Here is an 18158-nt window from a genome sequence, read left to right as displayed (position 1 = left end):
CGCACCACCCGGCGTCATCGTCCCTCCAGTCCGGTTATCTCGAACCGGACGTGGTCGCCGCCGGTGTCGACCGCGGTCACGTCCCAGCCGTACGCTTCCGCGATAGTCGAGACGATGTACTGGCCGTACTGCGTCCAGTCCTCCGTATCGAGTGGGGACGCGGCCAGCGGGTCGCCGTCACCGTCTGTCGCCGTCCGGTCGGCGTGTTCGATGTAGAGACCCCCCGTGCCGAGCGACCCCACGCGGACGGTCGGGTCGGCCGCCGAGCGTTCCAGCAACACCCAGAGGAGGTTCTCGAACAGCTCCCGCAGGCGGTCGCGGTCGGCGACGACGGTGCCGGGGTCGTCGAGCGTCAGCGTCGCCTCGCCCGTGTCGACGGCGCTCCACGCGGCACCGGCGAGGGTCGCGACGTCGACGGCGACGCGGTCGCCGACGATTTCGCCCCGTCTGGCCAGCGTCAGGAGTTCGTCGACGAGACGGTCCATCTGGTCCAGCGCCGTGTAGATGCGGTCGACGTGTTCGGACTCCTCGTCCAACAGGTCCGTGGCACCGAGTGCGACCTGCAGCGGGTTCCGCAGGTCGTGGCTGACCATCGTCGTGAACGCCTCCAGCCGTTCGTTCTGTGTCTCTAGCTCGCGTTCGTGTTCGCGCAGTTCCTGTTCGCGCTCGGCCCGGTCGAGCGACGCCTCGACGGTCGCCGCGAGCACGTTCGCGAGGTCCAGCGTGAACTCGTCGAGGGTGTCGCCGGGCGATAGCCCGAGCGCCCCGTGGTCGCCCAGCGGTAACACCACGGCCTCGATTTCGGTCGGGTCGGCGCCGTCGGTCCGTGTCGTCCGCCCGTCGGGGCCGGTCGTGACGTACTGTGGGTCCCCCGTCTCGAAGGCCCGCCAGAACCAGCGCTCGTGGGTCTCGAACAGCGCGGGGCCGTCGTCGTCGACGTCGGCGGGCGTGAGACGGGTGCCGTCGTCGAGGACTACCTGTGCCGACGGGAGCGTGTCGATGTCCGCGGCGATGGCCGCCGTCAGCCGGCAGATGTCGGCGGCCGTCTCGGCGCGCATCAGGTCGCGACTCCACTCGTTGAGCGAGGCGACGAGTTCCTCCCTGCGGCGCAACTCCGTCACGTCGCGGGTCCCCCCGACGATACCGGTCACCGCGCCGTCCTCGTCGTACCGCGGGACCTTCGTCGAGGACACCCAACAGTCCTCGCCGTCTTCGACGTAGTGTTCGACGACGTTCACCTGCGGGTCGTCTTCCTCCCGGATGCGCCGCTCCTGTTCGTACAGCGCGTCCGCGAGGTCCGGGTGGAACAGTTCGTAGTCGGTCAACCCGACGAGCTGGTCGCGGTCGTACCCCTGTGGCCGGGTCGTCTCGTGGCTCCCGATAGCGATTCGGGAGCTGTCGTCCTTGACGAACACGTCCTCTGGGTAGTGCTCGAAGAAGTCGTTCAGCAGCGCCTCGGGCGAGTCGAACGAGGTCCCGTCGGTCGCCGCACAGTCGAAGCGGCGGGCCAGCAGCGACGCGCGTTCGGGCGGGACGTAGACGGCGTCGGTGGCCCCGGCCGCGAGGGCGTCGACGGCTACGTCGGCACCCGGGAAGCCGACGGCGTACAGGACGACCGGACAGTCGACGGCGGCGACCGCCGTCTCGACGCCGGCGACGCCGTCCAGTTCGGGCGTCGTCGTCTCGTCGTGTGCGACCACGACGAGGTCGTAGGCGTCGGTGTCGGCCCGTCCGAGGGCGGCGGGGCTCTCGACGTGGTCGACGTCGAACCCGCGTTCGGTGAGGACCGCCCAGACCGCGTCGAGTCGCTCGCCGGCGTCAGTTGACAGGACCCGGACCTGTCGGCTGTCGTTCGTGTCCATCCCACCAACTCGTTACTCGACAGTGATTAGCGGAACAGATAACGGTTCCCCTAAAGATTCAAAACCGAAAACGCGGGTTACTCGTCGCCGAGGGCGACGTAGGTGGTCTCGATGATGCGGTCGTCGGTGCTCAGGGCGTCGAACACCTCGGCCGTCGGCGGTTCGTCGAGGTTGTACACCGACATGGCCTCGCCGCCGATGGTCTCGCGGCCGTTGAACATCCCCGCGATGTTGATGTTCGATTCGCCCAGCACGGTCCCGATGAAGCCGATGGTGCCCGGTTCGTCCTTGTTGCGCACCACGAGCATGTGGCCGTGGGGCACCGCTTCGATGCGGTGGTCGTCGATGCGGACGATGCGGGACTCCTCGCCGCCGAACTGCGTCCCACAGACGGAGACGGAGTCGGTGCCGTCGGAGACGGTGACGGTTATGAGGCTCTGGTAGTCCTCGGCGGAACTCGTCTTCGACTCGGTGACGTCGATGCCGCGCTCCTTGGCCACTTGCGGGGCGTTGACAGCGTTGACCTGGATGTCCGAGGGGGCGAAGACGCCCTCGAGGGCGCTGGCGGTGACGTACTCGACGTCCTCGTCGGCGATGTCGCCCGCGTAGGTGACCTCGACTTCGGACATGTGACCGTCGAACAGTTGGACGGCGATGCGGCCCGCCGTGCTCGCCAGTTCGAGGTACGGTTCGACCTGTTCGAAGGTGGCGCGGTCCAGCGACGGCGCGTTCAGGGCGTTCGCCACGGGTTCCTGATTGAACGCGGCGATGATCTGGTCGGCGGTGGAGGTAGCGACGTTCTCCTGTGCGGCCTCCGTCGACGCCCCGAGGTGGGGCGTGACGATGATGTCCTCGACGTCGAGCAGCGGCGAGTCGTCGGGGAGCGGTTCCTCGCCGAAGACGTCCAGCGCCGCGCCCTTGAGGACGCCGTCCTCGACGGCCTCGGCCAGCGCGGGTTCGTCGATGATGCCGCCGCGGGCGCAGTTGACGACGTAGCCGCCTTCGAGTTGGGCGAGTTCCTCCTCGCCGATCATGTTCTCGGTTTCGGGGGTCAGCGGCGTGTGGATGGTGACGAAGTCGGCCTTCTCGAGGCACTCGTCGAGTTCGTCGACCAGTTCCGCGCCGAACTGTTTGGCGCGCTCCTCGCTGATGTAGGGGTCGAACGTGACGATGTCCATGCCGAGGTTGCCCAGCCGTTTCGCGACTTCCTGGCCGACGCGGCCGAAGCCGACGACGCCGAGCGTCTTCTTGTTGACCTCGGTGCCGAGGAACGCGCCCTTGGCCCACTCGCCGCCCTTGAGGCGGTCGTGGGCCTGCGGGATGGAGCGCGCCGTGGCGAACGCCATCGCGACGCTGTGTTCGGCGGCGGCCCGGACGTTGCCCTCGGGGGCGTTGGCGACGATGACGCCGTGTTCGGTGGCGGCGTCGATGTCGATGTTGTCGACGCCGATGCCGGCCCGACCCACGATGACCAGTTCGGGAGCGGCCGAGAGCACCTCGTCGGTGACCTCGGTGCCCGACCGGACGATGAGTCCGTTCGCGTCGGCCACGGCGTCGAGCAGCGCGTCGCCCTCGACGTCGTAGGCTGTCTCCACCTCGTGGCCCGCCTCACGTAGCCGAGCGAGGCCGGCGTCGGCGATGGGGTCCGTGACGAGTACCTTCATATCGAGAGGAACCGAGTCAGCGTGTATAACATTTGTTTTCTCGTCCCGGAGGCGAGGCGGCTGCCGGGCCGAAATCGTATAAACACCTGTAGTATCGAACACGCCCGTTCTTGTGGGTCCGACCTGAACGGTAGCCGACGCCCGTTATACGTATGTTGTAAAACCTCAACATTTATTCAATCGGTCCCCCAACACCGTCCCATGACAGGCGACCGCACGGAACTGAGCAGACGCCGACTCCTGCTCTCGGCGGCGATGGCCGGACTAGCGGGCTGTCCGAGCGGTGGCCCCGTCGAGGGGACGACCACTACAGAGACCCGCGAGGCGACCGACGGCGGGAGGCCGACCGACACCGGCCTCGCCGTCGCGGACGCGCCGCAGGCCGCCGTCGACGGGGCCCACGCGCCGGGCCCGCCCGTGTTCACGAGCATCGGCGAGACGGTTCGGGCCCCGGAGTTCGCCGGCGTCGAGAGCAACCTCGCGCCGTGGAATCCCGACCGCGAGGGGGCCTACGCGTGGTCGGTCGTCGACGCGCCCGGCGGGAGCGAGGCGACGGTCGGTGACGGCGCCGCCGTCGAGTTCGAACCCGACGAACCGGGGACCTACGAACTGGAACTGGACGCCCCCGACGGCACCCACCCGCTCACGGTCCGGGCGTTCCCCCGGCAGACGGCGGGCGAACCCCGGCCGACCCTGACGCTCTCTGGCGACGGTGAGGCGGACACCGACGGAATACTCCTCCGCGCGGACGCTCGTGCGCCCGCGAGTAGCGACGAGTCCGACGACGACCTCACCGTCGAGTTTCTGGTCGACGACCGGGACCGGGACGCGTTCTCGGGGTCGCTCGCCGTCGAGGGTCACGAGGCACGCCTCTCGCCGGGCGACCTGTCGGGGCCGGTCCGCGTCCACGCGGCCGCCGCGGGACGGACCGGCCGGAGCGTCGCCGACACCGTCCGGGTGGACCCGGACGGGACCGTCGCACGGCCGACCGAGCCACCGGCGTGGGCCGAGGACGCCGTCGTCTACGAGATTTTCGTCCGGCGGTTCGGCGCGGACGTGGACTTCGAGTTCCTCGAATCGAAGGTGGAGTACGTCGACTCGATGGGCGCCGACGCGGTGTGGCTGACGCCGATACTGGACGCCCACAGCCACCGCGACGAGACCCAACCCGGTGGCCCGCACGGGTACGACGTCGTCGACTACTTCGAGACGGCCGACGCGCTGGGCACCCGCGAGGCGTTCCAGTCGTTCGTCGACGCGTGCCACGAGCGAGACATCGAGGTGATATTCGACCTCGTGGTGAACCACACCGCCCGGGAACACCCATACTTCCAGTCCGCGACGGCGGGCGAAGACGCCCCCTTCCGCGACTGGTACCGCTGGGAGGGCGAGGAGGCACGGTACTACTTCGGGTGGCGCGGTATCCCTCTCCTCGACTTCGACGAACCGGCCGTCCGGTCGTGGGTGCTGGCCGTCGCCGAGGAGTGGGCCGAGGTGGTCGACGGCTTCCGCTGTGACGTGGCGTGGGGCGTCCCCCATAGCTTCTGGAAGGAGTTCCGTGCCCGCATCAAGCGCCAGCACCCCGACTTCCTCCTGTTGGGCGAGTGCGTGCCGTGGGAGGACGACTACGCCGACTTCGCCGAGAACGAGTTCGGCCTCCACTACGCCGAGGGCCTGTTCGAGACGCTCGGAGCGATAGGGGCCGGCGAGGAACCGGCAGAGGCCCTCCACGACGTAGCAGCGTGGCGGCGCGACGCCGGCTACCCCGACCACGTCGGCCTGTTGAACTACGTCGAGAACCACGACACCGACCGTTACCTCGCTGGGGCGACCCGGCGCGCGCAGATGGCCGCCGGCGCCGCGACGTTCACGCTCCCCGGCGCGCCCATGGTGTACTACGGACAGGAGACCGGCCTGACCGGGATGCGCGAGCGGATGAACTGGGACGACGCCGACGAGGCGTTGCGGGCGTTCTACCGGAACCTCGCGGACGTTCGCCACGAGGAACCCGCCCTCCAGTCCGACGCCGACGTGGTACCGCTCTCCGTCACGCCCGGGAACGACCGCGTGACCGGATACGCCCGCGAGGCCGACGGCCGACGGGTCCACGTCCTCCTGAACTTCGGCGAGGACCCCGTCGAGGTGGCCCAGCACCCCGCCGTCTCCCGGACCGACCGCATCGCCGGTGCGGACGTGGGCACCGACGACGGCGCCGTCACCGTCGACGCGGCCGTCGTCCTGCGTGCCGACGCGCTCTCCGGTCGCGGGGCCCCGCTGGCGACGTTTTCGGACCCTACGGGCGACGCCACTGCGCCGGACGGGACGCAGGCGTCGGCACTGGACCTCCGTGCGCTCGACGTCTACGAGAGCGACGACGCCCACCAGTTCGTCTGGTCCTTCGAGAACCTGCCCGGTGACGGTGCGAGCCAGCATCTCCAGCTGTACCTCCGCGACCCGGACGCCGACGGCGGGACGACGGCCACCCGGACGGGCATCGACGCGTCGCTGGCCGACCCCGCGCAGTACCGGGTCGTCGTCACGCCCCAGACGGCCGTGCTCGAAGCGAGCGACGGCGAGGCCGTGACCGACCTCGACGCTCGGGTCGTCGGCGACCAGATTCGGGTCGACGTGCCGAACGAGTATCTCCCCGAGGACCCGCGCGACCTCCGATTTACCGCACTCGTCGCCGGCTACGACCCCGACGCGCCCGGTGACGTGGCTCAGACCAGCGAGTCGAACGTCGCGGATTTGCTCGTCGGCCCGTCGACCGACGAGGCGGCAGTTCGGTCCGATGCGGGCGCGACGCTCCCGTCCGTCTCGCTGTCGACCGGCGTCCAGAACCGCCTGCTCGGCGCGGACCTCGTGGCCGCGTGGGACGACCCGACCGGTGACGACCACGGCCCCGGTACGTACACCTACCCCGACTCCTCGCGGTGGCCCGACGGGGCGCTGGACCTCACCCGATTCGCCGTCTTCGAGGGCGAGGAGCGCTACCGCGTCCAGTTCGCGTTCCGCGGCCCCGTCGAGACGGACGGACCGGGGAGTCGGCCCCAGCACCTCCAGTTGTACCTCCGTTATCCCGAGGAGAGCGGCGGCGCGACGGCGGCCCGCGAGGGCGTCGGCGCGACGCTGGCGGCACCGTACCACAGTCGGGTCGTCGCGAGCGAGACGACGACGGCCGTCGAACGGCCGGACGGCACCGTCGTCACCGACGACGTGACCGTCGACACTATCGACGGCGTGCGGGGCCTCTGGCTGTCGATACCGAAAGCCACCGTCGGCGACCTCTCGACGACCGAACTCGTCCCGCTGGTGCTGGGCAACTCCCTGACCGGCGACGGCGGCGTCGCCCGAGTCGAGCGCGAACGGGACGTTCGGGACTTCGGCGGCCGCGAGTCCGAGAGTCAGTCGAACGTCCTCGACCTGTTGACGCCCGACGGCGTGCGCCAGTCCGAGGTGCTAGCCGCCGACGGCGAACCCCCGTCGATACCGCTGCTCGAGTTCGAGAGCGGGACCTGACCGGTCACGCGTCGCCGACCGGGCGCCAGACGCCCCGACGCCAGCGGCGGCTACAGGGCGCGTACGGCGAAAAGGTGAAATCGTCGGGTCGAACCGCAGTGACCCGGACCGCGCGTTACCGCCACTCGGGCAGCGAAGCGGCGTCTACCAGCGGGAGTGTCATATACGCCTCGTCGGTCGAGACGTCTGCGATGACGAGCGTGTCAGTCGTGCCTTCCTCGACGGAAGCCATAACCTCCGCGTCCTCAGCAACCTCCGCTGGGGCAACCGTGTCCGGCTCCATGCATGACAATATGTAACACCCATATATAAACGTAGCGAAATCCCCAGAGGGAATCGGGCCGACTGTCAGACATCTGTCTGCCACACGTCGAGCCGTGTTCGTACTCGGCATTCAGACGGCGACCACCGTATCCGGTTTCCCTACAGTGGTTTTCCACTCGGCTCGGTGCGGCCGTCTGCGGTACGACGAGCTTACCGTCCCCGTTAAGTAACGGATATGAACGTATCCGTTCGCGGGAAGGACGTAAGAGGGCGACTTCGGGCCAGCCCTCGCCCGCGCGGCAGGGTTTCGACCGGTCGTCGCGAGGGCGCACACCCTCGTCAGCGGGGGCCGCGCACCGGGGTGAAAACGGTGGATGTTAAGGACTTAGTAGGTGCGGGCAGGAAGTTTTGCCAGTATGAACGTCGCAGACGCCATGACGCCGCGCTCGGAGGTCGTCACGGTCGAGATTCCGGGCACCCGTGACGACGTGCTGGAGTACCTCCAGAAGCGGGCCTTCTCGTCCGTCCCCGTGATCAAAGAGACCGACGACGGCGAGGAGTTCCGCGGACTCATCTCGCGGGACGCCCTCATCGACCAACCCGACGAGGACCAGTTGGCCCTCCTGGTCGAGGAAGTCCCGACCATCAGGGCCGAGGCCACGATTCAGGAGGCCGCCGAACTGATGCTCACCGAGGGCGAGCGGCGTATCCCCGTCGTCGACGGCCGTCTCGAAGGTATCGTCACCGTCACCGACGTGGTCCACGCCATCGCGAACGGCGACGTCGACGGAAGCGCCGTGGTCGGCGACCTCGCACGCAGCGACATCAACTGCATCTACGTCGAGACGCCGCTGACCGTCGCCGAACGCGAACTGTCCCACGCCGAGGTGCCCTACGGCGTCGTCTTGGACGACGAGGGCGAGATGACCGGGATGCTCACGGAAGTCGACATCATCGAGGTGGCCCGCGTCGTCGAGGGCGAGGACGACACCGGCGAGTCCATCGCCAACGAGGACGACGAGTGGGCGTGGGAGGGCATCAAGGCCGTCGGCGGCCGCTACATGCCCACCCGGAACGTCGAGATTCCGGTCGAACCCGTCAGCGAGTTCATGACGGACGACGTCGTAACGGTGAGCAAGCGCCTCACCGCAGAGAAGGCCGCTCAACTGATGATAGAGCACGACATCGAACAGATTCCGCTCGTCGCGGGCGACGAACTCGACGGCATCGTCCGCGACGTCGACCTGCTGGAGGGCCTATGAGCGAGGGCGAACGCCTGACCGAACTGGCCAAGCGCCGGGGCTTCTACTTCCCCGCCGCGGGGGCCTACGGCGGCGCGGCCGGGTTCTGGACCTACGGCCCACAGGGTGCGGCGCTGAAGTCGAACGTCGAGGACGCGTGGCGCGACCGGTTCGTCGTCCGGGAGGGCCACCAGGAGATTTCGGCCCCCGACGTGATGCCCGAACCCGTCTTCGAGGCGTCGGGTCACCTCGACGGCTTCGACGACATGATAATCGAGTGTGCCGAGTGTGGCGCGACCCACCGCGCCGACCACCTCGTCGAGGACAACACCGACATCGAGGAGGCCGAGTCCCTGCCCAACGAGGAGGTCATGGACATCATCGCCGACCACGACATCGCCTGTCCGTCCTGTCACGCCTCGCTGGCCGGCGAACCCGTCGACAACTTCAACCTGATGTTCGAGACGAACATCGGCCCGGGCACCTCCTCGCCGGGCTACCTCCGCCCGGAGACGGCACAGGGCATCTTCGTGGAGTTCCCGCAACTCTCGGAGTACGCCCGCAACCAACTCCCCTTCGGCGTCGCCCAGATCGGCAAGGCCTACCGCAACGAGATCTCCCCGCGGAAGTCGCTGGTGCGCGTCCGCGAGTTCACGCAGGCCGAACTCGAACACTTCGTCGACCCGGAGGAGGACGAACCGCCGCTCTCGGAAGTCGAGGACGTCATCCTGCCACTGTACTCGGCCGAGAGCCAACAGGCCGACGACGGCGGCGTCGAACACCTGACCGTCGGCGAGGCCGTCGCAGACGGCGTCGTCACGAGCGACTGGGTGGCCTACTACCTCGGCGTCGCGAAGGGCTGGTACGAGCGCATCGGCGTCGACATGGACCGGTTCCGGTTCCGCCAGCACCTGCCGGGCGAACTCGCTCACTACGCCTCGGACTGCTGGGACGCGGAAGCCGAGATAGACGGCGACTGGATAGAGATCACCGGGTTCGCCTACCGGGGCGACTACGACCTCGAGAAGCACGCCGAACACTCCGGCGAGGACTTCACCGTCTTCAAGCAGTACGACGAACCCGTGACCGTCGAGCGACCGACCGTCGACCCCGACATGAGCTACCTCGGCCCCGAGTTCGGCGGCGACGCCCAGACGGTGGCCGACGCACTCGAAGCGCTGGCCGAGCGGAATCCGGAGGCCTTCGACGGCGACGAGGTCACGGTCGAAGTCGACGGCGACTCTTTCACCGTCCCCGTCGCGGAGACGAACTTCAGCGTCGAGGAGGTCACCGAGAACGGCGAGCACGTCCGCCCGCACGTGGTCGAACCCTCCTTCGGCGTCGGTCGCCTCGTCTACACCGTACTGGCCCACGCCTACACCGAGGACGAGGTGGACGGCGAGGAGCGGACCTACCTCGACCTCCCGCCGGAACAGGCTCCGACCACCGTCGGCGTCTTCCCGCTGATGGACAAGGACGGGATGGCCGACTACGCCCGGGAGATAGCGGGCGCGCTCCGCGAGGCCGGTCACTCGGTCACCTACGACGACTCCGGTGCCATCGGCCGCCGCTACCGCCGGCAGGACGAAATCGGCACGCCCTACTGCGTGACCGTCGACTACGAGTCCCTCGAAGAAGACACGGTCACCCTCCGCGAACGGGACAGCACCGACCAGAAACGCGTCTCCATCGACGGCCTCGCGGAGACCTTAGAGCGCCTCACCGAGGGCGAGACGACCTTCGACGCCCTGTAAGATGGCCGACGAGGTCGCCCGCCGACTCGTCCACGTCACCGGGTCGGCGGTCCCGGTATCGCACCTGCTCGCCCCCGACCTCGTCACGTGGCGGGTCGTACAGGCGTTCCTGTCGGTGTGTCTGGTCGCCGTCGTCACGCTGGAGTACCTCCGCCTCTCGGTCGGCCTCGACTGGGCTATCTACGACCGTCTCACCCGCGAGTACGAACAGGACAACCCCGCCGGCTACGCGCTGTACATCGTCGGGATGGCCGTCGTCGCCGGTGCCGTCGCCGTCGGCCTGCCGACCACCGTGGCGGTGCCGGCGATGTTCATGCTCGCCATCGGCGACCCCATCAGCGGACTGCTCGGGTCCGCCGAGGCCAGCAACGTCAAGCAGGCGTGGGTGTTGCTCGTGATGTTCGGCGTCTGTACGCTGCTTGCGGCCCCGTTCGTCTCGCCGGCCGCGGCAGTGCTGGGCGGCGTCGCCGCGACGTTCGCCGACGGCGTCAAGCCCACCGTCGCGGGCTACGTCGTCGACGACAACTTCTCGATTCCCGTGCTCTCGGCCGCCGCGATGTGGACGGGTCTGGCCGTCGTCCCGGTCTAGGCGAGTGCGAGTGCGACCAGTCCGAGCAGGAGGTACTCCCCGTCTTTGGCCAGACACAGCAGTTCCGTCGCGTTCGTCTGCCCGAGGAACCACGTAATCGACAGCGAGTAGCTCACCACGGCGAGGCCGAACACCGCCGGGAGCGACGCGTCGGCGACGGGCGTGAGCGCGACCAGGACCGCGAGCGAGCACCCGTCCAGCGTCGCGAGTAGGTGGCGCGTCCGGCCGACGCCGAGGACGACCGGGAGCGTGTCGACGCCCGTCACGGCGTCGCCGACGACGTCGCGGACGTTGAACACCTCGACGGAGACGACCGACCGGAGGACGAAGAACAGACAGACCGCCGCCGCGAGCGGTCCGGCGGGCCGACCCGCGAGCACGAGCGGAAGCAGCGTCACCGTCACGCCCCACGCACCCGCCACGAGCGCAGTGTTGACGAGGAACACGTCTTTCAGTCGCCGGCGACCGGATGCCACCGGGACGCTGTACAGGATAGAGGCGACGACCGGAACCAGCGCGACGGTGACGGCGGCCACGCCGCCCGCCGCGAGCGCCAGTCCGACACCGAGAAGCAGGCCGACGACGGCGAGGGTCGCGACCGTCGCCCAGTGGTCGGAGACGAACGCGGACCGTTCGGGACAGTTGATGCCGTCTTCGGCGACGTCGGCGAGGTCGTTGGCCGTGTAGATGGCGAAGGTGACGAACCCGACGACGACGGGGGCCGCCGGGGCAGTCACCCCGAGGAGAGCCATCGCGAACGCCGTCTTCGCGGCCGCGACGACGCTCTGGACGACGCTGAGTTGCTGTGCCCACCACAGACACCGGACGGTGGTGTCCCAGAGCGAGTCGGCGCCGCGGTGACTGTGGAACGACATTCTCGTCGGCTACTCCCCCGGCGATAGTGAGGACTGTGCGCCACGCCCCGAGTTGCGGACCACGCGTCACCCCTCCAGTTCCGCCGGCGCACGGACGAGTGTGAACGACACTTCGCTCCCGCCCTCCGGCCCCAACTCGAAGGTCAGGTCGCGGCCGGACTGTTCGACGAAGCAGTAGACGAGCCACAGTCCGACGCCGGAACTGTGCTGGAGCGGCGTCTCCCCCTCTTCGAGGATGCGCCGCTCCGTGTCGGGGATGCCCGGCCCCTCGTCGGCCACGGTGACGGTCACTTCGTCGCCGTCGACGGCGACGGTGACGGTCACCGACGGGTGGGGGTCCGGGTCGTGTTCGATGCCGTTCGCGACGAGGTTCTCGAGGGCGGCCTGCAGTCCGACCGTCGAGCGGACGAACACCTCGTCGGGACAGGAAGCCGTCACCGTCGCCGCCGGGAACTGGTCCGAGTACCGGGCGACGACGGCCGCGACGGTGGCAGAGACGTCGGTCCGCGCTCTGCTCCGCTCGCTGGTGACGATGCGCTGTATCGTCCGGAGTTTCGCGCTCGTCTCCATGATGGAACTCGCGCTCTCGTCGATGGCGTCCAGATGTGTCCGCCCGCGTTCGTCGACGAACTCGTCTAACACCTCCGCGTGGCCCATGATGGTGTTGATTCGGTTGGCCATGTTGTGTCGCAGGACCCGGGAGACGAGACGGAGGTGGCGCTGTCGCCGCTCCTGGTCGGTGATGTCCGAAAGGACGACAGTCCAGCCGAGGTGGTGTGGCCCGTCGGTTATCGCGGACGTCTGGACCGAGAGGTACCGGTCTTCGTCGGTCTGGGGGGCGAACTCTATCCGCCCGCCGTCGGCGTCCTCGAACCACTCGTCGGCGTTCTCGACCACCCGGTCGAGCGGGTCGTTTCGGTGGTCCGCGAGCGACGGCAGGAACGCCGCGGCCGTGGGGTTGAAGTCGCGGATGCGACGCTCGGCGTCGAGGATGACCATGCCCTCGCTACTCTGCTCGACGGCCGTATCGCGGGCCAACGGCACGATGTCGAAGAAGTCTAGCTGGATGGACCACGTCGTCGCGATGCCGAACAGCGCCAGTCCGATAGGGGTGTAATCGAGCCCCGGAATCGGGGCACTGTCCAGTAGCGAGACGACGTTGACGAACAGCGGTAGCGCGCTCCCGAAGGCGACGAGCAACACCGACTCGGTGCTGTACCGACTCCGGAGGTGGATGCCGAGCAGCGCGTACACCGCGAGACAGTACAGCCCGTACGAGAGGAGGACGTAGAGGAAGTACAGCGGCCCCAGTCCCCTGTGGACGAGGTGGGGGAACACCGCCGTCGACAGTTCGATGTCCTCCCAGAACAGGTGGTGGAGCGGGTTCGTGAGGATACCGAGTCCGAGGCCGAGTAGCACGACCACCACGTACGCGACGAACACGGGGCGGCGGTGCCAGTCGCGGCCCGTGTACTGGGAGGCGAACACGAAGAAGACGAGGACGAACAGCACCCCCAGCGGGAGTTCGAGCGCGACCAACAGGCGTTCGACCGGCGTCGGCGAGACTATCTTCGCGGCGGCGCCGAACGACCACGCCGCCGTCAGTGCCAACAGGGCGGTAAACGAGCGGACACCCCGAATGCCGGTCGGATAGGTCCGGAGGTACAGCGTGAGCCCGGCGAGCGACAGCCCCGAAACCGAGAAGAACGCGACGAGTGCGATTTCGACCGGGCCGGTCACCGTCATGCCGTATGATTATCAGAAGATGAAATAATACCTTCGTCCACGCGGTTTCACTTCCACCACGCTACCTGAACCCTTAACCACCGCCGGGGCCAACGCCACGCCAATGGCGACCACCGACGCCGAGTCCGGTGGCGAGTACGTCACGGAACCGCTGGTCACCGACGGCTTGCTGGAGAACCGTCGGTATCAGGTCGAACTCGCCGACACCGCCGACGATACCCACGCCCTCGTCTGTCTCCCCACCGGCCTCGGTAAGACGACCGTCTCGCTGCTCGTGACCGCCCGACGCCTCCACAGCGTCGGCGGCACCGCCCTCCTGCTGGCGCCGACGAAACCGCTGGTCCAGCAACACGCCGAGTTCTACCGCGAGGCGCTGACGATTCCCGACGACGAGATCGTCGTTTTCACGGGTGAAGTCAGACCCGACGACCGGGCCGAACTGTTCGAGCGCGCCCGTGTCGTCATCGCGACGCCGCAGGTCGTCGAGAACGACCTCGTCGGCAACCGCATCGACCTCTCGGGGGTCACCCACTGCACGTTCGACGAGTGCCACCGCGCGACCGGCGACTACGCCTACAACTACATCGCCGACCGCTACCACGCCGACGCCGACGACCCCCTCGTCACCGCGATGAGCGCCTCCCCCGGCGACGACGAGGAAGCCATCCTCGAAGTGTGTGAGAATCTCGGCCTCTCGGAGGTCACCGTGATGACCGAGGACGACGCCGACGTCGCCGAGTACACCCACGACACCAGCGTGGTGTGGCAGCGCATCGAACTGCCGGAGGTGGTGATAGAGATACGCGACGCCGTCAACGAGGTGGTCGCGGACCGCTTAGAACAGTTGAAGGAGCTGGGCGTCACCAACAAGTCCTCGCCGGACCTCTCCGAGCGCGAGATTCAGGGGATGCAGGCCGAGTTGCGGAAACTCATGGACAACGACCAGAGCGAGGGGTATCAGGGGATGAGCCTGCTCGCGGAGATTCGGAAGTTGCGGACGGCGGTCACCTACGTCGAGACCCAGAGCGTCGAGTCGCTGCGGCGGTACTTCGAGCGCCTGAAGGAGGCCGCCCGCTCTTCGGGGGCGTCGAAGGCCGACCAGCGACTCGTCAGCGAACCCAAGATTCGCGAGGCGATGCGCAAGGCCAACGCGTACGACGACCTGCACCCGAAGTTCCGCCAGACGCGGATGTTGCTGGCCGAGACGCTGGGCATCGAGAACGGCGAGCGAGTCATCGTCTTCACCGAGTCGCGTGACACCGCCGAGACGCTGGTGGACTTCCTCTCGGACCACTTCCAGACCGAGAAGTTCGTCGGACAGAGCGACACCGACGGCAGCGAGGGGATGACCCAGACCGAGCAACAGGACACCTTAGACCGCTTCCGGGCGGGCGAGTTCGAGGTCCTCGTGTCGACCTCCGTCGCCGAGGAGGGACTGGACGTGCCGGAGGTCGACCTCGTGATGTTCTACGAACCGGTGCCGACGGCCATCCGCGCCATCCAGCGCAAGGGCCGGACCGGCCGGCAGGCGGAGGGCCGCGTCGTCGTCTTGCTGGCCGAAGACACCCGCGACGAGGCGTACTTCTGGAAGGCCCGGAACGACCAGAAGCGGATGAAGCGGGAGTTACAGAACCTCAAGAGCGTCGCCGGGGAGTTGGAGGCCGAACTCGACCAGACGGGCTTAGACGAGTACGCCGACGCCGAGGGTGACGGGACCGAGAGCGAGGCCGACCGGGACACCACCACAGACGACGGCTCCGGGTCCGCTCCAGCCGAAACCGGGGGCGAGAGCGGCGGCGGGGGCGGCGCCGAGAGCACGAGCGACGACGGACAGGCCGGCCTCGACGCGTTCGCCGGCGAGGACGTGGCCGACGAGGCCGGGACCGACGCCGACGAACTGGACGGGACTGTCGCGACGGCGGCCGGCGACACCGAAACCATCGAGATAGTGGCCGACCAGCGCGAACTCGACTCGACCATCGCCCGGGACCTCTCGACCCGCGACGGCGTCGAGACGCGACTGGAGACGCTGGCCGTCGGCGACTACGTCCTCTCGGACCGCGTCGTCGTCGAGCGAAAGACCGTCGCGGACTTCCTGGACACGCTGACCGGCGGCGACCGGTCGATGTTCGAGCAAGTCGGCGACGCCACCCGCCACTACGCTCGCCCGGTCGTCGTCGTCGAGGGCGAAGACCTCTACGGCGCCCGGAACGTCCACCACAGGGCCATCAACGGCGCACTGGCCTCGCTGGCCGTCGACTTCGGTGCCAGCGTGATGCGCACCGCGGACGAGGCCGAGACGGCCGACCTGCTAGAGACCATCGCCGGCCGGGAACAGGACGAGGGCGACCGAGAGGTGAGCGTCCACGGCGAGAAGCAGTCGAAGACGCTGGCCGAGCAACAGGAGTACGTCGTCACCTCCGTCGCGGAAGTCGGGCCGGTGACCGCCCGGAACCTCCTCGAACACTTCGGGAGCGTCGAGGCGGTGATGACCGCCGACCACGACGACCTCCTCGCCGTCGACGGCATCGGCGACGTGACCGCAGACCGTATCCGCGACGTCGTCGGCGGCGACTACGAGCCCTGACTCGCCCGGACCGGGACGACGGCAGTCCCCCGCGTGGCGACCCCGCCGTCCCGGTGTTACCCGACTATCGCTCGCTCCGCGACAGACTCGACGCCCATCGCGACGGAGCCGCCGTCGAACCCACCGACGCGGTCCGCGCCGACGGCTGACTCCACCACCGGGTACTCGCCAGACGCCGGACTCGCTCAGAACCTCGCCGCGTCGAGGGCCTCTGCGGCCTCGCGGGCGGCCGCGAGGTGTTCGCGTGCCTCTCTCGGGTCCTCGGCCGCCGCCGCCCGTTCCGCGAAGCGTCGGACCGTCTCCGCCAGCAGCGACTCCGCGGCGGCGAGGTCCGCGCGGACGTCACTCCGTGACCCCTCACCGGACGCGGTTCGAGTGGAAACGTCCGGGTCAGGCCGCCGGCCCGTGTGGTCCTCGCGGTCGGGAGACCGGCGCGGCGCGCGCTCTGGCTGGCGTGTGGCGTCGTCTCGCTCGTCCGTGGCTCGGTCGCCCCCCGCTTCGTCTGGAGTACGGGCGGGGTCGGCAGACGGCACTTCGCGTCGCGGTTCCGCCGGCGACGCCGGCTGCTGGTCGGCGGCAGTCTGGTCCGAGGGCTGTGAGTCCGGCCCGGCCTCGGCGTCGCCCTGAGCCTGCTCGTCCGTCCGGGCCGCCGGGTCGCTCGCCGCTTGGTCGCTCGCCGCCGCGTCGTCGCCACCGAACTGGACGCGCGCCTCGTCGCTCGGGTTCGCCACCTCGATGTGGTCCCCTGACTGGCCGTCGGCGGACTGGTCGCCCTCGTCGTCGGTCCCGTCCTCCGACGCTCCCTGCTCGCGTGTGATGGGCTTCTGGCAGGTGGGACAGAACTCCTGCCCGTCGTAGCGGAAGATGGGGTCCCCACAGTCCGAACAGTGGGCGTTCGTCATCGTGGCCCCCTTCAACAGGAGTTCGCTCATCTGCTCGGTGGCCGCGCGCTGTTCCTCCTCTTTCTCGAACTTCTCGCGGAGTTTCTCGCGTTCGGCTTCCTTGTCGAAGTCGCTCATACACGTACCAACGCCGTGGCGCTGAAAACCGTTTTCGGGTGCAATCAGCGACCCGTGGAGGGGGGTTTCGACACGTTTAACGTTCGCGCGAGAGGCGTTCCGAATGGTATGACAAAGGTAAGCGTAGTCGGCGCGGCCGGAACGGTCGGCGCCGCGGCAGGGTACAACATCGCGCTCCGCGACATCGCGGACGAAGTCGTCTTCGTCGACATCCCGGACAAGGAGGAAGACACCATCGGGCAGGCCGCCGACACCAACCACGGCATCGCCTACGACTCGAACACGACGGTCCGACAGGGCGGCTACGAGGACACCGCCGGCTCGGACGTCGTCGTCATCACGGCCGGCATCCCCCGTCAGCCGGGCCAGACCCGCATCGACCTCGCGGGCGACAACGCGCCCATCATGGAGGACATCCAGTCCTCGCTGGACGAGCACAACGACGACTACGTCTCGCTGACGACGTCGAACCCCGTCGACCTGCTCAACCGGCACCTCTACGAGGCCGGCGACCGCTCGCGCGAGCAGGTCATCGGCTTCGGCGGCCGACTCGACTCCGCGCGGTTCCGCTACGTCCTCTCCGAGCGCTTCGACGCCCCGACCCAGAACGTCGAGGCGACCATCCTCGGCGAACACGGCGACGCACAGGTCCCCGTCTTCTCGAAGGTCCGCGTCGACGGCCGTGACCCCGAGTTCGACGACGACGAGCGCGAGGAGATTCTCGGCGACCTGCAGGAGTCCGCGATGGACGTCATCGAACGCAAGGGTGCGACCGAGTGGGGCCCGGCCCGCGGCGTCGCCCACATGGTCGAAGCCATCGTCCGCGACACCGGCGAGGTCCTGCCCGCCTCCGTGAAACTGCAGGGCGAGTTCGGCCACGAGGACACCGCCTTCGGCGTCCCCGTCCGACTCGGCTCGAACGGCGTCGAGGAGATCGTCGAGTGGGACCTCGACGACTACGAACAGGACCTGATGGCCGAAGCGGCCGAGAAGCTCTCGGACCAGTACGACAAAATCGAGTAAGCCGCCGTCGCAGTT

The 18158-nt window shown here is 68.5% G+C and carries 12 protein-coding genes; 6 read left to right on the top strand and 6 right to left on the bottom strand.

The features are described from left to right. Positions 1–14: 14 nt before the first annotated feature. Entirely contained in the window at positions 15–1862 is a 1848-nt protein-coding gene (locus EGH21_RS05840) for a sensor histidine kinase (RefSeq protein ID WP_220617539.1), read from the bottom strand. Between the two features lie 77 nt (positions 1863–1939). After that, the gene (gene serA, locus EGH21_RS05835) at positions 1940–3526 is read right to left on the bottom strand and encodes a phosphoglycerate dehydrogenase (protein ID WP_220617538.1); all 1587 of its coding nucleotides are present in this window, start codon (positions 3524–3526) and stop codon (positions 1940–1942) included. A 201-nt stretch (positions 3527–3727) separates the two neighbouring features. On the opposite strand from serA, the gene EGH21_RS05830 reads away from it, so the two are divergent. Continuing rightward, the gene (locus tag EGH21_RS05830) at positions 3728–7045 is read left to right on the top strand and encodes an alpha-amylase family glycosyl hydrolase (RefSeq protein ID WP_220617537.1); all 3318 of its coding nucleotides are present in this window, start codon (positions 3728–3730) and stop codon (positions 7043–7045) included. Between the two features lie 115 nt (positions 7046–7160). On the opposite strand, the gene EGH21_RS05825 is transcribed toward EGH21_RS05830, so the two are convergent. Beyond that, complete coding sequence (locus tag EGH21_RS05825) at positions 7161–7328, bottom strand: DUF7556 family protein (protein WP_166967271.1); 168 nt, start codon at positions 7326–7328, stop codon at positions 7161–7163. A 397-nt stretch (positions 7329–7725) separates the two neighbouring features. On the opposite strand from EGH21_RS05825, the gene EGH21_RS05820 reads away from it, so the two are divergent. The 3 genes from EGH21_RS05820 to EGH21_RS05810 are packed head-to-tail and all read left to right on the top strand — an operon-like array spanning position 7726 to position 10893. After that, positions 7726–8571, top strand: coding sequence for a CBS domain-containing protein (locus EGH21_RS05820; RefSeq protein ID WP_220617536.1), 846 nt, complete (start codon positions 7726–7728; stop codon positions 8569–8571). Continuing rightward, entirely contained in the window at positions 8568–10304 is a 1737-nt protein-coding gene (glyS, locus tag EGH21_RS05815; protein ID WP_220617535.1) for a glycine--tRNA ligase, read from the top strand. Before EGH21_RS05820 ends, glyS begins: the two co-directional genes overlap by 4 nt. 1 nt (position 10305) lies before the next feature. Next, the gene (locus tag EGH21_RS05810) at positions 10306–10893 is read left to right on the top strand and encodes a diacylglycerol/polyprenol kinase family protein (protein WP_220617534.1); all 588 of its coding nucleotides are present in this window, start codon (positions 10306–10308) and stop codon (positions 10891–10893) included. Here the strand turns inward: EGH21_RS05810 and EGH21_RS05805 are convergent. Continuing rightward, positions 10890–11768 (bottom strand): UbiA family prenyltransferase, encoded by an 879-nt coding sequence (locus EGH21_RS05805; RefSeq protein WP_220617533.1) that lies wholly within the window; start codon positions 11766–11768, stop codon positions 10890–10892. The genes EGH21_RS05810 and EGH21_RS05805 overlap by 4 nt on opposite strands. A 66-nt stretch (positions 11769–11834) precedes the next feature. Next, entirely contained in the window at positions 11835–13514 is a 1680-nt protein-coding gene (locus EGH21_RS05800) for a histidine kinase N-terminal 7TM domain-containing protein (protein ID WP_220617532.1), read from the bottom strand. 103 nt (positions 13515–13617) lie between these two features. Here EGH21_RS05800 and EGH21_RS05795 point away from each other — a divergent pair, with 103 nt between their 5' ends. Further along, positions 13618–16101 carry a DEAD/DEAH box helicase gene (locus EGH21_RS05795; RefSeq protein ID WP_220617531.1) on the top strand — a complete coding sequence of 828 codons (2484 nt, stop codon included), beginning with the start codon at positions 13618–13620 and terminating at the stop codon, positions 16099–16101. Between the two features lie 185 nt (positions 16102–16286). Here EGH21_RS05795 and EGH21_RS05790 read toward each other — a convergent pair whose 3' ends face one another. Beyond that, the gene (locus tag EGH21_RS05790; RefSeq protein ID WP_220617530.1) at positions 16287–17120 is read right to left on the bottom strand and encodes an Sjogren's syndrome/scleroderma autoantigen 1 family protein; all 834 of its coding nucleotides are present in this window, start codon (positions 17118–17120) and stop codon (positions 16287–16289) included. Between the two features lie 108 nt (positions 17121–17228). Between EGH21_RS05790 and mdh the strand changes: the two genes are divergently transcribed. After that, positions 17229–18143, top strand: coding sequence for a malate dehydrogenase (gene mdh / locus EGH21_RS05785; RefSeq protein ID WP_220617529.1), 915 nt, complete (start codon positions 17229–17231; stop codon positions 18141–18143). Positions 18144–18158 lie beyond the last annotated feature (15 nt).

It is taken from the genome of Haloarcula rubra (assembly GCF_019599465.1).
In the GTDB taxonomy this organism is placed as follows: Archaea; Halobacteriota; Halobacteria; order Halobacteriales; family Haloarculaceae; genus Haloarcula; species Haloarcula rubra.
Note: the sequence above shows the minus strand (reverse complement) of the source record. Positions and strands in the feature narration are given on the sequence as shown.

Bases quoted from the DNA above. Each gene is read 5' to 3' on its own strand.
- EGH21_RS05840 (WP_220617539.1), bottom strand. From the start codon at position 1,862: ATGGACACGAACGACAGCCGACAGGTCCGGGTCCTGTCAACTGACGCC.
- serA (WP_220617538.1), bottom strand. From the start codon at position 3,526: ATGAAGGTACTCGTCACGGACCCCATCGCCGACGCCGGCCTCGCTCGG.
- EGH21_RS05830 (WP_220617537.1), top strand. From the start codon at position 3,728: ATGACAGGCGACCGCACGGAACTGAGCAGACGCCGACTCCTGCTCTCG.
- EGH21_RS05825 (WP_166967271.1), bottom strand. From the start codon at position 7,328: ATGGAGCCGGACACGGTTGCCCCAGCGGAGGTTGCTGAGGACGCGGAG.
- EGH21_RS05820 (WP_220617536.1), top strand. From the start codon at position 7,726: ATGAACGTCGCAGACGCCATGACGCCGCGCTCGGAGGTCGTCACGGTC.
- glyS (WP_220617535.1), top strand. From the start codon at position 8,568: ATGAGCGAGGGCGAACGCCTGACCGAACTGGCCAAGCGCCGGGGCTTC.
- EGH21_RS05810 (WP_220617534.1), top strand. From the start codon at position 10,306: ATGGCCGACGAGGTCGCCCGCCGACTCGTCCACGTCACCGGGTCGGCG.
- EGH21_RS05805 (WP_220617533.1), bottom strand. From the start codon at position 11,768: ATGTCGTTCCACAGTCACCGCGGCGCCGACTCGCTCTGGGACACCACC.
- EGH21_RS05800 (WP_220617532.1), bottom strand. From the start codon at position 13,514: ATGACGGTGACCGGCCCGGTCGAAATCGCACTCGTCGCGTTCTTCTCG.
- EGH21_RS05795 (WP_220617531.1), top strand. From the start codon at position 13,618: ATGGCGACCACCGACGCCGAGTCCGGTGGCGAGTACGTCACGGAACCG.
- EGH21_RS05790 (WP_220617530.1), bottom strand. From the start codon at position 17,120: ATGAGCGACTTCGACAAGGAAGCCGAACGCGAGAAACTCCGCGAGAAG.
- mdh (WP_220617529.1), top strand. From the start codon at position 17,229: ATGACAAAGGTAAGCGTAGTCGGCGCGGCCGGAACGGTCGGCGCCGCG.